18 protein-coding genes are annotated in these 18,905 nt (G+C 69.9%); 9 read left to right on the top strand and 9 right to left on the bottom strand.

Going from position 1 to position 18,905, the window contains the following annotated elements:
* Nucleotides 1-72: 72 nt before the first annotated feature.
* On the bottom strand, nt 73-528 hold the full coding sequence (locus tag ACIBLC_RS09230; protein WP_399210125.1) for a MarR family winged helix-turn-helix transcriptional regulator: 456 nt from the start codon (nt 526-528) through the stop codon (nt 73-75).
* A 124-nt stretch (nt 529-652) separates the two neighbouring features.
* On the opposite strand from ACIBLC_RS09230, the gene ACIBLC_RS09225 reads away from it, so the two are divergent.
* Together ACIBLC_RS09225 and mltG are read left to right on the top strand one after the other, a co-directional pair.
* Nucleotides 653-2,452: an ABC transporter ATP-binding protein gene (locus ACIBLC_RS09225; RefSeq protein WP_399210124.1), complete on the top strand. Its 1,800-nt coding sequence runs from the start codon at nt 653-655 to the stop codon at nt 2,450-2,452.
* A gap of 43 nt (nt 2,453-2,495) precedes the next feature.
* Nucleotides 2,496-3,338, top strand: coding sequence for an endolytic transglycosylase MltG (gene mltG / locus ACIBLC_RS09220; protein ID WP_399210123.1), 843 nt, complete (start codon nt 2,496-2,498; stop codon nt 3,336-3,338).
* Nucleotides 3,339-3,354: 16 nt separating this feature from the next.
* Here mltG and ACIBLC_RS09215 read toward each other — a convergent pair whose 3' ends face one another.
* A complete protein-coding gene (locus tag ACIBLC_RS09215; protein WP_399210445.1) occupies nt 3,355-4,452 on the bottom strand; it encodes an FAD-dependent oxidoreductase in 1,098 nt (365 codons plus the stop codon).
* Nucleotides 4,453-4,551: 99 nt separating this feature from the next.
* On the opposite strand from ACIBLC_RS09215, the gene ACIBLC_RS09210 reads away from it, so the two are divergent.
* Entirely contained in the window at nt 4,552-4,974 is a 423-nt protein-coding gene (locus ACIBLC_RS09210) for a secondary thiamine-phosphate synthase enzyme YjbQ (protein WP_399210122.1), read from the top strand.
* 30 nt (nt 4,975-5,004) lie between these two features.
* Here the strand turns inward: ACIBLC_RS09210 and ACIBLC_RS09205 are convergent, their stop codons facing one another.
* Genes ACIBLC_RS09205 through ACIBLC_RS09185 form a run of 5 tightly spaced genes read right to left on the bottom strand, consistent with a single transcriptional unit; the run spans nt 5,005 to nt 10,268 of the window.
* On the bottom strand, nt 5,005-5,889 hold the full coding sequence (locus ACIBLC_RS09205) for an STM4011 family radical SAM protein (RefSeq protein WP_399210121.1): 885 nt from the start codon (nt 5,887-5,889) through the stop codon (nt 5,005-5,007).
* A gap of 7 nt (nt 5,890-5,896) precedes the next feature.
* Nucleotides 5,897-7,252: an STM4012 family radical SAM protein gene (locus ACIBLC_RS09200; RefSeq protein WP_399210120.1), complete on the bottom strand. Its 1,356-nt coding sequence runs from the start codon at nt 7,250-7,252 to the stop codon at nt 5,897-5,899.
* The gene (locus tag ACIBLC_RS09195; RefSeq protein WP_399210444.1) at nt 7,249-8,055 is read right to left on the bottom strand and encodes an STM4013/SEN3800 family hydrolase; all 807 of its coding nucleotides are present in this window, start codon (nt 8,053-8,055) and stop codon (nt 7,249-7,251) included. The genes ACIBLC_RS09200 and ACIBLC_RS09195 overlap by 4 nt, the downstream gene beginning before the upstream one ends.
* Nucleotides 8,056-8,113: 58 nt before the next feature.
* Entirely contained in the window at nt 8,114-9,265 is a 1,152-nt protein-coding gene (locus ACIBLC_RS09190) for an STM4014 family protein (RefSeq protein WP_399210119.1), read from the bottom strand.
* Nucleotides 9,266-9,299: 34 nt separating this feature from the next.
* The gene (locus ACIBLC_RS09185) at nt 9,300-10,268 is read right to left on the bottom strand and encodes an STM4015 family protein (protein WP_399210118.1); all 969 of its coding nucleotides are present in this window, start codon (nt 10,266-10,268) and stop codon (nt 9,300-9,302) included.
* Between the two features lie 219 nt (nt 10,269-10,487).
* Between ACIBLC_RS09185 and ACIBLC_RS09180 the strand changes: the two genes are divergently transcribed.
* Nucleotides 10,488-10,814, top strand: coding sequence for a hypothetical protein (locus ACIBLC_RS09180; protein ID WP_399210117.1), 327 nt, complete (start codon nt 10,488-10,490; stop codon nt 10,812-10,814).
* Nucleotides 10,815-10,938: 124 nt separating this feature from the next.
* Nucleotides 10,939-11,964, top strand: a complete 1,026-nt coding sequence (locus ACIBLC_RS09175; RefSeq protein ID WP_399210116.1) for a DUF6745 domain-containing protein — start codon at nt 10,939-10,941, stop codon at nt 11,962-11,964.
* A 39-nt stretch (nt 11,965-12,003) separates the two neighbouring features.
* On the opposite strand, the gene ACIBLC_RS09170 is transcribed toward ACIBLC_RS09175, so the two are convergent.
* A complete protein-coding gene (locus ACIBLC_RS09170) occupies nt 12,004-12,489 on the bottom strand; it encodes a hypothetical protein (RefSeq protein WP_399210115.1) in 486 nt (161 codons plus the stop codon).
* Between the two features lie 336 nt (nt 12,490-12,825).
* Between ACIBLC_RS09170 and ACIBLC_RS09165 the strand changes: the two genes are divergently transcribed.
* Nucleotides 12,826-13,251, top strand: a complete 426-nt coding sequence (locus tag ACIBLC_RS09165; protein WP_399210114.1) for a PASTA domain-containing protein — start codon at nt 12,826-12,828, stop codon at nt 13,249-13,251.
* 44 nt (nt 13,252-13,295) lie between these two features.
* Here ACIBLC_RS09165 and ACIBLC_RS09160 read toward each other — a convergent pair whose 3' ends face one another.
* Nucleotides 13,296-14,471, bottom strand: a complete 1,176-nt coding sequence (locus ACIBLC_RS09160; protein WP_399210113.1) for a spore photoproduct lyase family protein — start codon at nt 14,469-14,471, stop codon at nt 13,296-13,298.
* A 269-nt stretch (nt 14,472-14,740) separates the two neighbouring features.
* On the opposite strand from ACIBLC_RS09160, the gene ACIBLC_RS09155 reads away from it, so the two are divergent.
* From ACIBLC_RS09155 to ACIBLC_RS09145, 3 genes are all read left to right on the top strand, one after another.
* Nucleotides 14,741-15,457 (top strand): YqjF family protein, encoded by a 717-nt coding sequence (locus ACIBLC_RS09155; RefSeq protein ID WP_399210443.1) that lies wholly within the window; start codon nt 14,741-14,743, stop codon nt 15,455-15,457.
* A gap of 361 nt (nt 15,458-15,818) precedes the next feature.
* Nucleotides 15,819-16,175 carry a VOC family protein gene (locus ACIBLC_RS09150; protein WP_399210112.1) on the top strand — a complete coding sequence of 119 codons (357 nt, stop codon included), beginning with the start codon at nt 15,819-15,821 and terminating at the stop codon, nt 16,173-16,175.
* A gap of 306 nt (nt 16,176-16,481) precedes the next feature.
* Nucleotides 16,482-18,872, top strand: coding sequence for an ATP-binding cassette domain-containing protein (locus ACIBLC_RS09145; RefSeq protein ID WP_399210111.1), 2,391 nt, complete (start codon nt 16,482-16,484; stop codon nt 18,870-18,872).
* Nucleotides 18,873-18,905: the final 33 nt, after the last annotated feature.

Genomic DNA, 18,905 nt, shown 5'->3' with positions numbered 1-18,905 from the left:
GTGACGCGGGGCGGCCTTGTGTCCCGGCGGGTTCCCCGGCGGCCTCACGTCAGGCTCGCCCGGGACGCGGCCTCAGCAGCCCTGTTCCCGCCACGGCATCCCGTCCACCAGTGTGTTCAGCAGCCCGCCGAGTACCTCGCGCTGGTCGTCCGTCAGGGGGGCGAGGATCTCGTCCGCGGCCGACCGGCGCGCGGCGCGCAGTTCGCCCAGGGCTTTGCGTCCGTCGTCCGTGACCTCTATGCGGATCACCCGCCGGTTGGTGGGATCGGGGACGCGGCGCACCTTGCCGCTCATTTCCAGGCCGTCGACCAGCGTGGTCACGGCGCGGGGCACCACCTCAAGGCGCTCGGCCAGATCGGCCATCCGGGGCGGTGAGCTGTAGTGCGCGAGCGTGCGCAGCAGCCGGGACTGAGCCGGTGTGATGCCCAGCTCACGACGCTCCAGATGGCGCTTCTGGATGCGGTGCACTCGGCGGGTCAGCCGAAGCAGTTGCTCGGCGAGCAGGCCGTCGACATCGGGGGTGGTCATGTGGGAACAATATCAGGACCTTGTTCATTGTGAGTATAGGTAACAATGAGCTATGCTCCGCGAGTCGGCGGCAGTCGTCGTTCATTGCCGCAAGTCACCGTCGTCTCACCTCCCGTAGGAGCCCATGCGTCCCGAACGCCCCACCTGGAAACCGTCACCTGCCGACAAGGAACAGCCGCGGCAGGTGCGTCGCATCCTGAAGCTCTTCCGCCCCTATCGGGGCCGTCTCGCGATCGTCGGCCTGCTGGTCGGCGCCGCGTCCCTCGTCTCCGTCGCCACGCCCTTCCTGCTGAAGGAGATCCTGGACGTAGCGATTCCGCAGGGCCGCACCGGTCTGCTGAGCCTGCTTGCGCTCGGCATGATCCTCAGCGCGGTCGTCACCAGCGTCTTCGGCGTGCTGCAGACCCTGATCTCCACGACCGTCGGCCAGCGCGTCATGCACGACCTGCGTACCGCCGTGTACGGCCGCCTCCAGCAGATGTCGCTCGCCTTCTTCACCCGGACCCGCACCGGCGAGGTCCAGTCCCGTATCGCCAACGACATCGGCGGTATGCAGGCGACCGTCACCTCCACCGCCACCTCGCTGGTCTCCAACCTCACCAGCGTCATCGCCACGATCGTGGCCATGCTCGCGCTGGACTGGCGGCTCACCGTCGTCTCACTGCTCCTGCTGCCGGTGTTCGTCTGGATAAGCCGCCGCGTCGGCCGTGAGCGCAAGAAGATCGCCACGGAGCGCCAGAAGCAGATGGCCGCGATGGCCGCCACCGTCACCGAGTCGCTCTCCGTCAGCGGCATCCTGCTCGGCCGCACCATGGGCCGTTCCGACTCGCTCACGAAAACCTTCGGGGACGAGTCCGAGAGTCTTGTCGACCTCGAGGTGCGGTCGAACATGGCGGGCCGCTGGCGCATGGCCGTCATCACCATCGTCATGGCCGCCATGCCCGCCGTCATCTACTGGACCGCGGGCATCGCCTTCCAGCTCGGCGGCCCCACCGTCTCGATCGGCACCCTCGTCGCCTTCGTCTCTCTCCAGCAGGGGCTGTTCCGCCCGACGGTCAGCCTGCTGTCCACCGGTGTGCAGATACAGACCTCGCTCGCGCTCTTCCAGCGCATCTTCGAATACCTCGACCTCCCCATAGACATCACCGAGCCGGACAACCCCGTCCACCTCGACCGGGTCAAGGGCGAGATCCGCTTCGAGGACGTCGAATTCCGCTACGACGGCAAGAGCGGCCCGATCCTCGACGGCATCGACATCACCGTCCCCGCGGGCGGCAGCCTCGCCGTGGTCGGCCCGACCGGTTCGGGAAAGTCCACGCTGAGTTATCTGGTGCCGCGGCTGTACGACGTCACCGGCGGGCGGGTCACCCTCGACGGGGTCGATGTCCGCGACCTCGACTTCGACACGCTCGCGCGAGCGATCGGCGTCGTCTCCCAGGAGACGTACCTCTTCCATGCCTCGGTCGCCGACAACCTGCGCTTCGCCAAGCCGGACGCCACCGACGAGGAGCTGCGGACGGCGGCGCGCGCCGCGCAGATCCACGACCACATCGCGTCCCTGCCCGACGGGTACGACACGGTCGTCGGCGAGCGCGGCCACCGGTTCTCCGGCGGCGAGAAGCAGCGCCTCGCCATCGCCCGCACCATCCTGCGCGACCCGCCGGTGCTCATCCTCGACGAGGCGACCAGCGCCCTGGACACCCGTACGGAGCAAGCCGTCCAGGAGGCCATCGACGCGCTGTCGGCCAACCGGACCACGCTCACCATCGCGCACCGGCTGTCCACCATTCGTGGCGCCGACCAGATCATGGTCCTCGACTCCGGTCACGCGGTTGAACGGGGAACGCACGAGGAGCTGTTGGAGCAGGGTGGGCGGTACGCCGCCCTCGTCCACCGGGACGCCCAATTGGAGCCGACAAGATAAAGATATGTCGGGTTTATCCGCATTAGCGGGTTACCGTGCCCGCATGCAGATGAACACTCCGCCACGGAGCACCTTTCGACTGACGCGCCGGGGCCGGGGCGCCCTCATCGCGACCGGAGCCGTCGTGGCGGCCACCGCTGTGGCGGTGCCGCTGCTGAGTATGGGAGGCGAGGAAGCGCCGCCCGCGGCTCTCGTGATCCCGGAGGGCTGGCGCGCCGGCCAGATCTACGGCGCCGTGGACAAGATTCTCCGGGTGCCCCCGGGCACCGCGAAGAAGTCCCTGGGCAAGGCCAACCTGAAGCTGCCGAACGACGCGGAGGGCAACCCCGAGGGATACCTCTTCCCGGCGACGTATCCGATCGACAAGAAGGCGACTCCGGAGTCACTGCTGTCCTTCATGGTCAGCACCGCGAACCAGAAGTTCAACAAGGCCCCCATCGCGGCCGGGGCCCAGCGCAACTCGATGAACGTCTACCAGGCCGTCACCATCGCGAGCATCGTCCAGGCCGAGGCGGCGACCAAGGAGGACATGGGGAAGGTGGCCCGGGTCATCTTCAACCGGCTGGAGAGGGGCATGCCGCTCCAGATGGACTCCACCATCAACTACGCGCTGAACCGTTCCACCCTCAACACGAGCCAGAACGACACGCGGCTCAACAGCCCTTACAACTCGTACCAGCGCATGGGCCTGCCGCCCACCCCGATCGCCAACCCCGGCGAGGAGGCGATGCGCGCGGCGATCTCCCCGACGCCGGGCGGCTGGCTGTACTTCGTCACGGTCAAGCCGGGCGACACCCGCTTCACGGTCAGCTACGAGGACCACCTGAAGAACGTCGCCGAGTTCAACCAGAACCGGAAGGCCGCCTCCCCGAGTCCCCGCCGCTGAGCCGTCGTGCGGGGCATCACGCGGCGACCGGTGCCCCCGCCAGCAGCCGCCTGATGTCCCGGACCGCGGCGCGCCCGGCCCGGTTGGCGCCGATGGTGCTGGCCGAGGGGCCGTACCCGACGAGATGGACGCGCGGGTCGGCGACCGCGCGCGTCCCCTCGACCCGGATGCCGCCGCCGGGCTCGCGCAGTCGCAGGGGCGCCAGATGGTCGATGGCGGCCCGGAAGCCGGTCGCCCAGAGGATGACGTCGGCGTCCACGTGACGCCCGTCGTCCCACGCGACACCGTCCGGTGTGATCCGGTCGAACATCGGCTGCCGGTCCATGACCCCGTCGTGCAGAGCCTGCCGGATCGCGTCGTTCAGCGGCAGTCCAGTCACCGAGACGACGCTCTTCGGCGGCAGCCCCTGACGGACCCGCTCCTCGACCAGCGCCACCGCCTCCCGGCCGAACTCCTCGTTGAAGGGCCCCTCACGGAAGACGGGCGGCCGACGCGTCACCCAGGTGGTGCCGGCCGCGTACGGGGTGATCTCCATCAGATGCTGGGTGGCGGACGCGCCGCCGCCCACGACGACCACCCGCAGTCCGGCGAACTCCCGGGGACCGGGGTACTGGGCCGTGTGCAACTGCCGCCCGCGGAAGGTCTCCTGACCGCGGTAGCGCGGCCAGAACGGCCGGTCCCAGGTACCCGTGGCATTGATCAGCGCGCGCGTCGACCAAGTCGTGGCCGGGCTCTCCACGAGCAGCCGTCCCGACGACCCCTCGCGCACCGCGTGTACGTCGACCGGGCGGCGCACCCGCAACTCGAACTCGCGCTCGTACGCTTCGAAGTACTCCGCGATGACCTCGGCCGAGGGGCGCGCCGGGTCCGCGTCCGTCAGTTCCATGCCGGGCAGGGAGTGCATCCCGTGCACCTTGCCGTACGTCAGCGACGGCCAGCGGAACTGCCAGGCACCGCCGGGACGCGGCGCGTGATCGAGGACGACGAAGTCCCGCCCGGGTTCGAAGCCGGTGCGGCGCAGGTGGTAGGCGCTGGACAGGCCTGCCTGCCCGGCGCCGATCACCACTACGTCGACCTCGGCGGCCCCACCCGCGCCGACCTCGCGTTCTTGCATCCCGGTGTTGTTCACGCTTCTACCAACCTGAGCGAGGTCCCGGATCTTCCCGGACGCCAGGTCGTGGCCGCGCCGCTTCGCATGGGTGAGGATTGAGGCATGCCCGATGCCTTCACCACCCGAGTCCTGAACGTCACCACCGGTTCCTCGGAGACGATCGTCGACCTCACCCGTGACTGCGAGGCCTTCCTGAGGGAGGCGGCGGCCGGCCGCGACGGCCTCCTGAATGTCTTCGTGCCCCACGCGACCGCCGGCGTCGCGATCATCGAGACCGGCGCCGGCAGCGACGACGACCTGCTCACCGCCCTGCACGCCCTGCTCCCCGCGGACGACCGCTGGCAGCACCACCACGGCAGCCCCGGCCACGGCCGTGACCACGTGCTCCCCGCCCTCGTCCCGCCCCACGCGACGCTGCCGGTGCTGGGCGGGCGGCTGGAGCTGGGGACCTGGCAGTCGGTGTGCCTGGTGGACACCAACGTCTCCAACACCGACCGACATGTGCGGCTGAGCTTCCTGGGGTAGCCGTATCGGACCACGAGAACCGTTCGACCGTCACCGGGTCGTCGGGACCACCGGCAGGAGAGCCCGGTCGGGCAGTACACGCGGAACGCGTTCCAGGACGCCGCCGGCGAAGACGTCGTACAGCGGCAGGGTCTCCAGGTGCACGTATCCGATGTGGCAGTCGCACTCGGTCAGGGGGCAGGGGCGCGGGGCGAGGGCGGCTCGGTAGGAACCGTCGTACAGGCTGCCCAGTTCGCTCCGCACGAAGTGACAGCGGCGCACCGTTCCGTCGCCGTCCACCGAGATGACGGACTCGCCTGTACGGCAGGGCAGACCGGCCGAGCGGTGCGGGTGGCGGCTGAAGGGGAAGAGCGGGTCGAGCGCGGTCCACTCGGCGGCCTGCTCGTCCGTGTAGGTGTGGCCTTCCGCGGCGTTCACCCACAGGTACACCTGCTCCGGGAGTTCCGCGCGCAGTTTCAGCGCGGGCTCCAGGTGGTCGGGCAGGCCGACGACGCCGACACTGAAGCGGACGCCCAGGGCGGTGAGTTGGCGTGTCTTGTCGAGGAACCGTTCGTGTGGTGTCTGCCCGGGGTGGTATGTGCACCACAGGGCCACCGTGTCCCGGTCCGCCTCCTCGAGCCAGTCGGTGCGGCAGCTCAGATTCGTCTGGATCGCGACGCGCTGGACGTGCGGCCGGTGGGAGAGCTCCACGAGGGCGCGGCGGTACCAGGAGCGGACCAGGCCTTCGCCCCACGGGGTGAAGAGCACGGACAGCCGGTCCTCGTGCTGCTCGCCCGCCCACGTGGTGAAGCGTTCCAGCGCGGCGCGGTCGGTGCGCAGTTCGGCGGTGGTGTCGCGGCGCTTGGCGAAAGGACAGTACGGACAGTCGTAGTCGCAGGAGGCGAGCTGGCCGCGGTACAGGATCGTCAGGTCCACTGCGGTCTCACTTCAACTCGTAGGCGGCCATGGCGTCCCGCACGGCCGGGGAGAAGAACTCGGGGCCGATCGCGTCCGAATGGGCGAGTCCCTCCGGGGAGAGGCGCAGCTCGTCGTCGCCCGTGAGCGTGAGCCATCCCCGTGCGGCGAGTGTGTCCAGTTCACGGCGGAAGTCGTCCCGGGGGGCGGAGCCGAAGCGCAGCCGGTAGTCCGCCACGGGCAGTCCCTCCGCCTGGAGCAGGGACTGAAGCAGGTGTCGGCGTCGTGCCTCGTCCTCGTCGACGCGGCGGCCGTGCGGGATCTGGGAGAAGTCCTCGGCGGCGGTGTAGTCGTCGATGATGCCGCGGATCTCCCGCATCGACACGGCGTAGTCGAAGGAGTAGTGCAGCGTCGAGGTGTACGAACGGGCTCCGCAGCCGAGGCCGATCATGCCGTCGGTCTGGCAGGCGTAGTCGTCCGGTCCCTGGGGTGGCGCGTCCGCGCGCCGGAACATGCGCATCGACACCTGCTCGTAGCCGTGGGCGAGCAGGTGGTCGCGGCCCTCCCGGTACCGGCGCAGGCGCTCCTCGTCCCAATCCCGGTCGGCCGCGTGCGGGTCGGTGTGCCGGCCGAGGCCGGTGAGGGGGCGGATGTAGAGGGGGTAGAGGTAGATCTCCTCGGGTTGCCAGGCCAGGGCCGCGTCCAGGGAGTAGCGCCAACTGGCCGCCGTCTGACCGTCGATGCCGTAGATCAGGTCGATGTTGAGGACGGGGACGCCCGCCTCGCGGATCCGTCCGAGCGCCGTCTCGACGTCGGAGCGCCGCTGCGGCCGAACGGCGGCGCGGGACTCCTCCTCCACGAAGGTCTGCACTCCCAGGCTGAGGCGGGTGGTGCCACGCGCGACCAGTACGGCGAGCCGGTCGGCCGTGGCGGTGGCGGGCGAGGCCTCGACGGACAGGGGGATCGCGCGGAGATCGGCTCCCATCTCCCGCTCGGCGATGTCACACAGCCGTTCCAGTTCGCCGGCCTCCAGGAACGTGGGAGTGCCACCGCCGAACGCGGCGTTGGCGAACCGCGGGGCCTCCTCGTCGCCGAGGGCCTCGCGCACCGCGGCGGCCTGGCGCCGCACCGCGTCCAGGTAGCGTCCCGTCAGGTCGTCGGGCGCCCCGATCCGGGTGAACAGGTTGCAGAACCCGCAGCGGACCTCGCAGAACGGTATGTGCACGTACAGGGAGAGCGACCGCCGGGACTCGCCCGCCCACAGGTTTTTGAGCGCGGGGCGTGGGGTGAGGGGGCGGTAGGCGGTTTTGTGCGGGTAGGCGTAGGTGTAGCTCTGGTAGGGGCGCGGTGTATCGGTCGGGGTGGCCACGGGTGCGAGGGTCATGCGGTCGGCTCCAGGAAGAAATGGCTGTAGGGCACGGTCCACACGCAGTCGTGGCCGAGGCGGTGGCCGGTGTAGCCGTCGTCTCCGTAGGCGGTGCCGTGGTCGGAGCAGACGATGGCGAAACAGCGGCGCCGCGAACTCATGGCGGCGAACAGCCGTCCGACATGGCGGTCGACGTACTCAAGGGCAGCGGCGTGGGTGTCCCGGCTGTCGCCGGTCTCCCGCGTCGCGCCGGGCAGGTGGAACCAGTTCGGCTGGTGGAGCGCCGAGGCATTGACGAACAGGAACAGCCGCTGCTGCCGCGGAAGTTCGGCCACTGCCTTCTCCGCCCGCGTGACCTGGTCCTCGAACGAGGTCGGCGAGGCCACCGAGAACTCCGGTTCCCAGTGGCTCTCCTGGAAGAGTCCGGGCAGTACGTCGCCCAGCGCGCCCTGCTTGTTGAAGAAGCCGACACCGCCGACGCACACCGTGCGATAGCCGCGGGCGGCGAGGCCGGACACCAGATCCGGGGTGTCGAAGACGAACGTGCGCTCGGCTGTCGTCTCGCTGCCCGCGAACCGTGCCGCGAACAACCGCGGATGCGGTCCCGGCGACGCCGGTGTGGGGAGGAATCCCGCGAACATCGCCTGGTGCGAGGCGTAGGTGAAGTTACCCGGCGCGTGCCGCCGCTCCCAGGTGCCTCCGGGCAGGTGTGCGGCGAGGTTCGGAAGGCGGCCGGCGGCGGCGAGTTCGACGGCCACGTCGTAGCGCAGGGTGTCGAGCGTGAGCAGGAGCAGGTCGTCGCGGCCCACCACCTCGTTCATGTTCGGTGTGTCGGCCGGACCGGGAGTGGGAGCTGTCGCGTGCGACGTGCGGGCGGGATCAGGAGTGGGCATGCGCTGTCCTCGGTGGTGCGTCGAACGGGGGAGCAAGGCGTACGCCGGACAGGGATCGGACCGCCGCGACCTGCGTCGCGTACGTGTCCAGGCCCTCGGCACCACTGCCCGGCAGACCGGTCAGGCGGGGAAGCAGATCACCGAAGGCGTTGACCTCCCCGACGGCGTACCGGCGCCAGCCGATGGCGGGCAGCAGATCGACGCCCACACACAGGGTGTCGGGGAAGCACGCGGCGGCCTGTTCGCTGATGCCGAGAGCGTGTGCCCACCGGTCACCGGCCAGTGTGCGCACGGCCGAGAGATCGCCGCGGGTCCCGCCCAGATGAAGGTTGGTCAGGGGAGAGCGGCTGGTGCGGACCACGACGTGTGTCGCACGCCCCGCCACGACCACGACACGCAGATCCGCGGACCTGTCGCCGAGCGAGGCCTTCGGCAGCCAGCGCTCGATGTGCAGTCCGTCCGGCGCGAGCGTGTCCACGATCGCGGCGATCTCCGCCTCGTCCGAATAGCGGCGGACGCGCAGGGAGTTGTGGAGACTGCCGTCCGCCGTGCGCTCCACCGAGGTGGTGGCCCGGACCCGGCCGGTGGCGGACGTCTCGACGGCGAGTACTCCCGAGGCGGACGAACCGTGAGCGAGCTTGACGAAGGCGCGCCGCAGGCCGGCCTCCTCCATGAGACGCCGCACATCGCTCCAGCCTTCCACGGGCCGCGCAGCACCGGAGGTGGGGGACTGGGGCACCGGCACGCCCGCGGCGTCGAGGCGGGCGTGGCACAGCCGCTTGTCGAAGAGCACAGCCAGATCCGCCGGGTCGTCGAGGCGCCGGCCGCCGCGCAGCGAACGCACGCCGTCCAGGAACCCCGCGTACCAGCGGGCGGAACCTTCGACCCGGGTCGGCCCGTCGGCGCCGCGCAGCAGACGGTCCACGTCGGCGTTCTCGCCGGGTGAGTCCAGCCGGACCACCTCGTCGTCGGCGAAGTCGTGTCCACCGTCCCGCAGCACGTCGCTCCACTCGACGACCCGAGGCGTGCCGCAGCCCGCCTCCTCGGCCGCAACCGCGAACAGGTGTACCCGGCGGTTCTCCCCGTTGGCGACGACCGCCCACTTCACCGGCGTGCCCTGTGGCCGCATCTCGCCCATCGCCCCTCCTTGTCCCCCGTCGTGGCGGTCGGTTCTACTCGCCCACCGCGACGAAACGCCAGACGGTCCCGTCCTCCTCCTCGTCGGACTCCGCGTCGTCCTGGTCGGCGTCCACCTGCACGCCGGCAGGCTCCAGAGTCTCCAGGAGACGGGTGCGCAGCGCGGAGCTGAGGTAGTTGTGGTGCAGGTCGAGCTTCTTGAGGTGTGTCAGCGGCTGGCCCGACAGCAGGGCTGTGGCGCCGTCGTCCGTGAGTACGCCCATGGAGACGTCGAGGGCCTCCAGACGCGCCACGACGGGGGCCGAGGCCAGCGACCTGCACACGTCGTCCTGGATCTCGCTGTTGCGCAGCCCCAGTCGGAGCAGGCTGGGCAGCCGGTCACCCGAGAAGAACGGCTCCAGATCGGAGACATCGGCGTCGCCTCCGTACTCGGAGGTGCCCAGCCACAGGTCGAGCGCCACCAGGGCGGGCAGATCACTGCCCGCGATACCGCGCACCGCCGCGACGGGCAGACCGCCGGTCTCGACCGTCAGACTGCGCAGCCGCTCGTGCCGGACGGCGGGGAAGACCAGCTGATTGCCACCACGGACGCCGAACTCCTCAAGAGCGGGGAAGGCCTGGAGGAGCGGCGACACATCGCCCTGGACGATCCAGGAGATCTCACACTCCTCCATCACGATGTCGGCGAGGAAAAGGCCGCGCAACGAGGGCAGTTGGTCACGCGCGGCCACCAGGGCCTCGATCACCGCGTCCGGGGCCGTTTCGTACACGTCGCTCCACGCGCCGACGATCAGTGCCCGCACCTCCTTGGTGTCCACGGCCGCCAGGAAGCGCGCGAACGCGTCCTGCCACACTTCCTGGCTGTCGTAGGAGTCCACGGCGATGCGCCAGGCCACGGTCTCGGGCGCGGGAAGCGATGTCGTCCCGGTCGACGTGTCACCGGCATCCGGGAAAGTGAAGGCCGGCAGGCCGTGGAACTCCTTGAGGTGGCTCCCGATGGTCATGCGCGCCCGCTCCTTCGTACTGCTGCCGGTGGTCGACGATCGTGATGGGTCCGGCCCCGCGGACCGCATCCAGGTAAAGGAGTTCTACCAAGCCCCACTGACATCGCGACGGACAGGGGCGCCAATAGGGCGCGGAGGAGAGGGGAGAAGCCGATTGTCAGTGGTCGCCTCTACGGTTTTTCCCACGGCACACCTCGTGCCGCGACGGGAGGGAGACCCATGTTCCGCCAAGGAGACGTGCTGATCGTGCCGTTGGACGAGGGAGCGGTGCCGGACCACGCGCTCGACGCGCTGTCCGAGCCGCGGGACGGACGCGGACGGCTCGTGCTGGCCCTCGGTGAGGTCACCGGGCACGCGCATGCCGTGGTCGGTCCAGGACGGCTGATCCGGGAAGCCGGAGTGTTCGGCCCGATGCTGCTGCACGTTCCCGACGGCGCGCGGGTCGTCCACGAGGAGCACGGGGCGATCTCGCTGCACAAGGGCTGGTACCGGGTGATCCGTCAGCGGGAGTACGTGCCGGGCTCGGTACGGATCGTCGCCGACTGACACTTCCGGCGGCGGTCCACCCGCCGATGCGAAGCGGTTCATGAGGGAGCGGGACGGCATTCCCCCCCGGCAGGAGTGAGGGGACCGGCAGTGCCACACAGGGCGTTCGGAGAGGAACAGCGAGATGGAACAGAGCAGTTGGCGTGTCACGGCGACGCGGACCGGAGCGGGCGACCGGGCGGCGGCCGAGGAGGGCGTCCGGCGCGCCTACCGGCAGGCAGGGCTTGACGCACCGGCCCGCATCGTGTGGACGCGCTCGCCCCACGAGGCCGTGCGCATGCTGATGGGGGCCGCACCCGGCAGTGCCGCGGGACTCGGAGACACCGGTCACAGTGTCCGCGAGGCTGTTGTCGGCCGGAACTGGGCAGCGGAACGCGAGCGCGCGCACCAGCGGCTCGGACCCGCGGGATGGAGCGGTCACTGGCGGGCCACGGGGGAGGCTCTGTGGGAGTCGACCCGCACGTTGACCGAGCGGGTGCGGACGGCGATCGTCGAGGACCTCGCCACCGACCGGCACGAGGAGAGCCGGATCCGGCTGCTGCTTCTGGACGCGACGCTGGGCCAGCACGACGCGGCGTGGCTGAGCGCGTTCGACCCCGACGACGCGAGCCCTCTGGCCGGAATCGCGGCGGTGGCCCGCCACTCGGGCTGGTGGTGGCCCTACGAGAAAGTGGCGGTCATCAGCGAACGGCCGCTGAGTCTGCACCGCGACGAGGCCGGACGCCTGGACAGGGGAGACGGCCCGGCACTGCGCTACGCGGACGGCTTCGAGCTCTACGCGTGGCGCGGGATGCCCGTCCCGAGCACCTTCCTCGCCGAACTCGACGCGCTGACACCCGAGCGGATCCGCGGCGAGGAGAACGCCGAACTGCGCCGCGTCATGCTGGAGTTCTACGGCTACGACCGTTATCTGGAGGAGTCGGGCGCGGTTCCGGTGCACCGCGACGAGACGGGCGTCCTGTGGCGGGTCGCACTCGTCGGCGACGAGGACGTGGTGATGGTGGAGGTCGTCAACTCCACACCGGAGCCCGATGGCACGAGCCGCACCTACTGGCTGCGCGTCCCGCCCACGACCCGCACGGCCCGTGAGGGAGTGGCGTGGACGTTCGGACTCGCTGCCGAGACGTATGAGCCTGCTCAGCAGACATGAAGGCGCGTGGCGGGTGACATGCCGCGCGCGTCCGCGGGATCACATGCGCGGTTGAGTCAGCCGCTTCGCCGCGGCCGGATCGCCCGCGTCGGCGCGAGCCCGCAACTCCGCGAGCGCGGCCTCATCACCCCGCTCGGCCAGCAGTCCGGCCAACTCCTCCGCCTCTATGAAGGCCCAGTCCTCGGGATCGTCCTCGCACTCCAAACGGTCAAGGGCATCCAGCGTGTCCAAGTACTCCGCGTGGAGACCGGCCGGGTTCTGCCACACCACGTCCGAAAACGTCCACACCGTCACCGCGTCTGCCAAATCGCCACGTTCGGCGAGCAGTTCAGCCAGTCGCTTTGTGGTGGGCGAGTCGGCGCCGTAGGTCCGGGCCCACAACTCCAGGGCGCCTTCCTGATCACCGCGCTTGGCCAGCAGCTCTCCCAACCGCCCTGCCGCGTTCCTGTCCCCGGCGTCAGCCCGAGCCCGCAGCTCCGCGATCTGATCCTGGTTCGGCCCATCGCCGCCCGATCGAATGTCCACTACCGGTCACACCTCATCCGCGAGTCCAAGGAGCGCTGGCAACGGCACAGCCGTTCCCATGAGCGTAGACACACCTCGGGGCCAAGGCGAGTGTCAAAACGGACCGCCCAAAGCCTTGTCCCGACCGGTGAGTCGGACGAGTCGTCTGTAGCAACACGGGGCGGAGCCGGCATTACGCTCCGGCCGACCGCCGGCGCCGCAGTTGGTGCGACCTCCAGGGGCCTCGCCGCAGCGTGCAGGGCCACCCGTACGAGTGGCAACCGGCGACACCCGCAACCCCACGGCCCACACAGGTGTCGTACCCCCCACATCCACACCTGAGTTACCGGGGGACCCATGAACACCCGTACCGCCGTCGCACTCGCCGCCACCGCACTCCTCACGCTCGCGGCATGCGAGGCCGAGGACACCACCACCCAGACGCAGGCGCCGACGACCAGCCAGGAAAGCACCCCTCCCAAGGATCCCGCGCCCGCCGCCAGCGCCCCCGCCGCCACCCCGAGCGTCGATGAGGAGACCCCCGCCGCGGAACAAGAGACCGCGACGCTCCCCGACATGACGGGCAAGGTCCTCCAGACCGCCCAGGACGAAGCCCAGGCCCTTGGCTTCTACAGCCTCACCTCGTCCGACGCCACCGGCGCGGGCCGCTTCCAGGTTCTCGACCGCAACTGGCAGGTCTGCTCCCAGAACCCGGAGCCGGGCGAACACCCCGTCGACACGACCATCGACTTCGCCACGGTCAAACTGACCGAATCCTGCTGACGAACCCCGCACCGACAGCGGGCGGCCCGGCGAAGGCCGACCACTCAGAAGGCGTACCTGACGCGTAGCCACGCCGCGTGCGTTGCGAGGAGTTGCCGCATTCGCGTCAGAGAGCGCTGCTTGGTCGTCAGGTCGTAGCGGACGTTGAGGGCTCCGTTCTGGGAGCGCTTCGTCTCCTGGACGTCGGGTTGCCACAGCACGTCCTCGGCGCGGGGATGCCAGCCCAGGTTGACTTCGTGGAGCAACTGGTTGTGGGTCAGCATGATGATCTCGGCCGCTGCCTGCTCCTTCACCCGGGCGGGCAGGACGTCGTCGAGGTGGATGAGCAGGTCGGCCCAGTCCCGCTGCCACCCCGGGCGCAGCACGACGGGGGAGAGGTTGAAGTGGACCTCGTATCCCGCGTCGAGAAAGTCCGCGGCTGCCGCGATCCGCTCGGCGATCGGGGTGGTGCGGATGTCCAGCAGTCGGGCGTCGGTGGCCGGCATGAGGGAGAAGCGCACTCGGGTCCGCCCCTGCGGGTCCAGTGCGAGCAGGTCGGGATTGACGAACTTGGTCGCGAAGGAAGCCTTCGCCGTCGGCAGGCCGCGGAACGCGGCGATGAGATCTGCCGTGTTGTCGCAGACCAGGGCGTCGACGGAGCAGTCGCCGTTCTCGCCGATGTCGTAGACCCATGCCTGCGGATCGCACTGGTTGGGTTCGGTCTTGGGTCCCTGGGCCCGTACGTGACGCCGGACATGGGCCGTGATGGCTTCGATGTTGGTGAACAGCGTGATGGGGTTGGCGTAGCCCTTGCGCCGCGGGACGTAGCAGTAGGCGCAGGCCATCGCGCAGCCGTTGGAGGGGCCCGGGGCGATCCAGTCGGCCGACCTGCCGTTGGGGCGCGTCGTGAGCGTGTGCTTGACCCCGAGGACGAGCGTCTCGGTCTTGACGCGGACCCACCGGGCGATGTTGCCGTCGTTGCCGTGGAGGGAGGGGATGCGCCAGTGGCCGGCGACCTCGGTCACGCGTACTCCCGGCAGCCGGGCCATGATCTGCCTTCCGCGCGGGGAGTTGAGGGCTTCCGGCTCGGCGTAGACCTCCCGCACGTCGAGCATCCGACGCGCCTGTGGGCTGTCCCGGAACGCCCCTGCCTGTGCGGGCGCCGGCGCGGTGTCCGACCACTCGAAAAGCGCCTGCTGCTCAGGCTCTCCCGAGGCAGATCCTGCCGCCGCCTCATCCACGCGCTGTTCCTTTCGCCACCGAGGTCTCGGTCCCGGCGGTCGGGCTCCCGCTCAAGCATTCCCAGAAGGTGTCGCTACTGATTCCTGTGTCGTCCCGACAGAGTAGAACTGTCACCGGCGAGGACATCCGACATCCGGGTGAGAGTCGGGCGACCGTCGTGGGTTCCCGGGTGACCACGAGCGGTGGAGGTGTTCCCGCCTCCGTCTGGGATGCTGGCGCGGTGACGACCACACCGCGGATACCCGAGCCCGTCACCCCGGACCCGCCGATGGTCCTGAAGTGGCCGCTGCTCACCCAGCAGTGGCTGGATCTCGCCTTCGTCCACTGGGCGGTCGACCCGGACGACATCGCCGGACTGCTGCCGGACGGAACCGTCCCCGACACGCTCGACGGGGTGAGCTACGTGGGCCTGGTCGCCTTCCGGATGCACCGGGTGGGCTGGCTGTGGTCGCCCGGGGTGCCGTATCTGGGCACGTTCCCGGAGACGAACGTGCGCCTGTACTCGGTGGACGCCCATGGACGGCGCGGCGTGGTCTTCCGGTCGATGGACGCCTCCCGGCTCGTGCCCGTGCTGATGGGACGGCTCGGCTTCCGGCTGCCGTACGTGTGGTCCCGTATGGCCGTCCGTACCGACGACGACCTCGTCACCTACACCAGTTCGAGGCGCTGGCCGGGGTCCCACGGCGCGTACAGCCGAGTCGTCCTGCGCAAAGGTGAACGCGTCGTGGAACCAACCCAGTTGGAGCACTTCCTGACGGCGCGATGGGGGATGCACAACGCGTTCCTCGGCGACGTCGGATACCTTCCGAACCACCATCCGCGCTGGCCGCTGCACCGTGCGGAGCTGATCACGTGCGAGGAGAACCTCGTCGCGGCCGCCGGAGTGCCGGTACCGCTGGGCGAGCCGGTGAGCGTGCTGTACTCGCCGGGAGTGCCGGTCCGGCTCGGACGTCCCGCCCGGCCCGGTGGCATCCCGACCCCCTGAGCCTCGGCGGACCGAGCGGCAGCCTCGGCGGACCGTGCGGCAGCCTCGCTGGACCGTCCGGCCGAGCGGACCGGTCAGGATTCGAGAAGCGCCGGTCAGCGTGCCGGAGCTAGCGTGAAGGTTATGGACAGCGCGATTCACGACAGCTGCCTCGCGTACGACGGCCCGGACGCGTTCCCGGTCTTCCGGCGCGGCACCCGCGGCCCCCGGCACGTCGATCGCCGGGCGCCGGTCCCGGCGTACCGACGACGAACCCCGGACCGACGCCGGCGACGGTGACCGAGGGGCTCCGAGTTTCCCGTTCGTCTTCGAACCCGACCGTCCCACCGGGTCGATGTGACCCACGGCTTCAGGAGTGACCATGACCAGTTCTTCCACGCAGGGAATCAAGACCGTGCTGCACCCCGTGTCCGACCTGGCGAAGGCCAAGGCGGTGTACGCGGCACTGCTGGGCGTCGAGCCGACGGCCGACGAGTCCTACTACGTCGGCTTCGAGGTCGAGGGCCAGCACATCGGGCTCGTGCCGAAGGGGGGACCGCAGGACATGACCTCACCCGTGGCCTACTGGCAGGTGCCGGACATCAAGGCGAAGCTGGCCGAGGTCACCGCGGCGGGTGCCACCGTGAAGGAGCCCGCGCACGACGTCGGTGGCGGTCGTCTGGTGGCCGCCGTCGTCGACCTCGACGGCAACGTCCTCGGGCTGCTCCAGGACCAATGAGCGCCGCCCCCGCCTCCGCTCCCGTGCCCGGCGTCGGCGTCTGCGTGGCACCGGGCATCGCGGTGCGGTGATGCGTACACTCGTTCGATCTGCGTGTGCCGGTCACGCCGCTGACCGGTGCGCCGGCCACCGCATCGACCGGTGCGTCTGCCGCGCCGCTGATCGAACGGGCGGCGGACCATTGCCGCTACCGCGCCCGTAAATGTAGAACCAGACGTACTTCTCGAAGCCGACCGGAGACGAGCCGGGCGACGCCGACGGAGACCGCGCAGGCGGCCCCGCCCGACAGATGGAGACACCACGACCATGGCCACGAGGACGGACACGCAGTCGCCTGCGCCGCACACCGCTGCCGACAGCCACGACCTGATCCGCGTGCACGGCGCGCGCGAGAACAATCTCAAGGACGTCAGCATCGAGATCCCGAAGCGCAGGCTGACGGTGTTCACGGGCGTCTCCGGCTCGGGCAAGAGCTCGCTGGTCTTCAACACGATCGCCGCGGAGTCGCAGCGGCTGATCAACGAGACGTACAGCACCTTCGTACAGGGCTTCATGCCGACGCTGGCGCGGCCCGAGGTCGACGTCCTCGACGGGCTGACCACCGTGATCACCGTCGACCAGCAGCGGATGGGCGCCGACCCGCGCTCCACGGTCGGCACCGCCACCGACGCCAACGCGATGCTGCGCATCCTCTTCAGCCGGCTCGGGAAGCCGAGCATCGGTCCGCCCAGCGCGTACTCCTTCAACACGGCCTCGGTCCGGGCGAGCGGCGCGATCACCGTCGAGCGCGGCAACAAGACCAAGGCGCAGAAGGCGACCTTCAACCGCACCGGCGGTATGTGTACGCGCTGCGAGGGCCGCGGCTCGGTTTCCGACATCGATCTCAGCCAGCTCTACGACGACTCCAAGTCGCTCGCCGATGGCGCGTTCACCATTCCCGGCTGGAAGTCGGACAGCCAGTGGACCGTGCAGGTGTACGCCCAGTCCGGCTTCGTCGACCCGCAGAAGCCGATCCGCGAGTACACCGAGAAGGAGCTCCAGGACTTCCTCTACGGGGAGCCGGTCAAGGTCAAGGTCAACGGCGTCAACCTCACCTACGAGGGGCTGATCCCCAAGATCCAGAAGTCGTTCCTGTCCAAGGACAAGGAGGCGCTGCAGCCGCACATCAGGGCGTTCGTGGAGCGCGCGGTCACGTTCACCACCTGCCCCGAGTGCGAAGGCACCCGGCTCAGCGAGGGCGCCCGCTCCTCGAAGATCAAGCGGATCAGCATCGCCGACGCCTGTGCGATGGAGATCAGGGACCTGGCCGAATGGGTCCGCGGCCTCAAGGAGCCCTCGGTGGCACCGCTGCTCAGCGCGCTCCAGCAGACCCTCGACTCGTTCGTGGAGATCGGCCTCGGATACCTCGCGCTCGACCGGCCGTCGGGCACGCTGTCGGGCGGCGAGGCGCAGCGCGTCAAGATGATCCGCCACCTCGGCTCGGCGCTCACCGACATCACCTATGTCTTCGACGAGCCCACCATCGGGCTGCACCCGCACGACATCCAGCGGATGAACGACCTGCTGCTGCGGCTGCGGGACAAGGGCAACACGGTGCTCGTCGTGGAGCACAAGCCGGAGACCATCGTGATCGCCGACCATGTGGTCGACCTGGGTCCCGGCGCCGGTACGGCGGGCGGCACCGTCTGCTTCGAGGGCACCGTCGAGGGGCTGCGGACCGGCGGCACCATCACCGGCCGCCATTTCGACGACAGGGCAGCGGTCAAGGAGTCCGTGCGCAAGCCCACTGGGGCGCTGGAGATCCGGGGCGCCTCGACGCACAACCTGAAGGGAGTCGACGTCGACGTCCCGCTCGGGGTGCTGACGGTCGTCACGGGTGTGGCCGGATCCGGCAAGAGTTCGCTGGTGCGCGGGTCGATCCCGGCAGGTGAGAACGTGGTGTCGGTCGACCAGGGCGCGATCCGCGGCTCCAGGCGGAGCAACCCGGCGACGTACACCGGACTCCTCGAACCGATCCGCAAGGCGTTCGCCAAGGCCAACGGCGTCAAGCCGGCCCTGTTCAGCGCCAACTCCGAGGGCGCCTGCCCCACCTGCAACGGCGCCGGCGTGATCTACACCGATCTGGCGATCATGGCCGGCGTGGCCACCACCTGCGAGGACTGCGAGGGGAAGCGGTTCGACGCCTCGGTCCTCGAGTACCACCTCGGCGGCCGTGACATCAGCGAGGTGCTGGCGATGTCGGTGACCGAGGCCGAGGAGTTCTTCGGCACCGGTGACGCCCGCACCCCGGCCGCGCACACCGTCCTCGGCCGGCTCGCCGACGTCGGGCTCGGCTACCTCAGCCTCGGGCAGCCGCTCACCACGCTGTCCGGCGGCGAGCGGCAGCGGCTCAAGCTGGCGACCCACATGGCGGAGAAGGGCGGCATCTACGTTCTCGACGAGCCGACCGCCGGCCTCCACCTCGCCGACGTCGAGCAACTCCTCGGCCTGCTCGACCGGCTCGTCGACTCCGGCAAGTCGGTCATCGTCGTCGAGCACCACCAGGCGGTCATGGCGCACGCCGACTGGATCATCGACCTCGGCCCGGGCGCGGGTCACGACGGCGGCAGAATCGTCTTCGAGGGCACCCCCGCCGACCTTGTCGCCGACCGCTCCACCCTCACCGGCGAGCACCTGGCGGCGTACGTCGGCTCCTGACCGAATCCGCGTACGGAGCGGTTGTTAGCCTTG

Origin of the sequence: Streptomyces sp. NPDC050535 (genome assembly GCF_044457665.1) — a bacterium.
In the GTDB taxonomy this organism is placed as follows: domain Bacteria; phylum Actinomycetota; class Actinomycetes; order Streptomycetales; family Streptomycetaceae; genus Streptomyces.
This window is presented reverse-complemented; position numbering and strand designations above follow the sequence as displayed.

Coding starts and splice junctions, on each gene's coding strand:
- ACIBLC_RS09195 (WP_399210444.1), bottom strand. CDS start 8,055: ATGAACGAGGTGGTGGGCCGCGACGACCTGCTCCTGCTCACGCTCGAC.
- ACIBLC_RS09225 (WP_399210124.1), top strand. CDS start 653: ATGCGTCCCGAACGCCCCACCTGGAAACCGTCACCTGCCGACAAGGAA.
- ACIBLC_RS09210 (WP_399210122.1), top strand. CDS start 4,552: ATGCCCGATGCCTTCACCACCCGAGTCCTGAACGTCACCACCGGTTCC.
- ACIBLC_RS09185 (WP_399210118.1), bottom strand. CDS start 10,268: ATGACCATCGGGAGCCACCTCAAGGAGTTCCACGGCCTGCCGGCCTTC.
- ACIBLC_RS09180 (WP_399210117.1), top strand. CDS start 10,488: ATGTTCCGCCAAGGAGACGTGCTGATCGTGCCGTTGGACGAGGGAGCG.
- ACIBLC_RS09230 (WP_399210125.1), bottom strand. CDS start 528: ATGACCACCCCCGATGTCGACGGCCTGCTCGCCGAGCAACTGCTTCGG.
- ACIBLC_RS09145 (WP_399210111.1), top strand. CDS start 16,482: ATGGCCACGAGGACGGACACGCAGTCGCCTGCGCCGCACACCGCTGCC.
- ACIBLC_RS09175 (WP_399210116.1), top strand. CDS start 10,939: ATGGAACAGAGCAGTTGGCGTGTCACGGCGACGCGGACCGGAGCGGGC.
- ACIBLC_RS09200 (WP_399210120.1), bottom strand. CDS start 7,252: ATGACCCTCGCACCCGTGGCCACCCCGACCGATACACCGCGCCCCTAC.
- ACIBLC_RS09190 (WP_399210119.1), bottom strand. CDS start 9,265: ATGGGCGAGATGCGGCCACAGGGCACGCCGGTGAAGTGGGCGGTCGTC.
- ACIBLC_RS09165 (WP_399210114.1), top strand. CDS start 12,826: ATGAACACCCGTACCGCCGTCGCACTCGCCGCCACCGCACTCCTCACG.
- ACIBLC_RS09215 (WP_399210445.1), bottom strand. CDS start 4,452: ATGCAAGAACGCGAGGTCGGCGCGGGTGGGGCCGCCGAGGTCGACGTA.
- ACIBLC_RS09155 (WP_399210443.1), top strand. CDS start 14,741: ATGGTCCTGAAGTGGCCGCTGCTCACCCAGCAGTGGCTGGATCTCGCC.
- mltG (WP_399210123.1), top strand. CDS start 2,496: ATGCAGATGAACACTCCGCCACGGAGCACCTTTCGACTGACGCGCCGG.
- ACIBLC_RS09150 (WP_399210112.1), top strand. CDS start 15,819: ATGACCAGTTCTTCCACGCAGGGAATCAAGACCGTGCTGCACCCCGTG.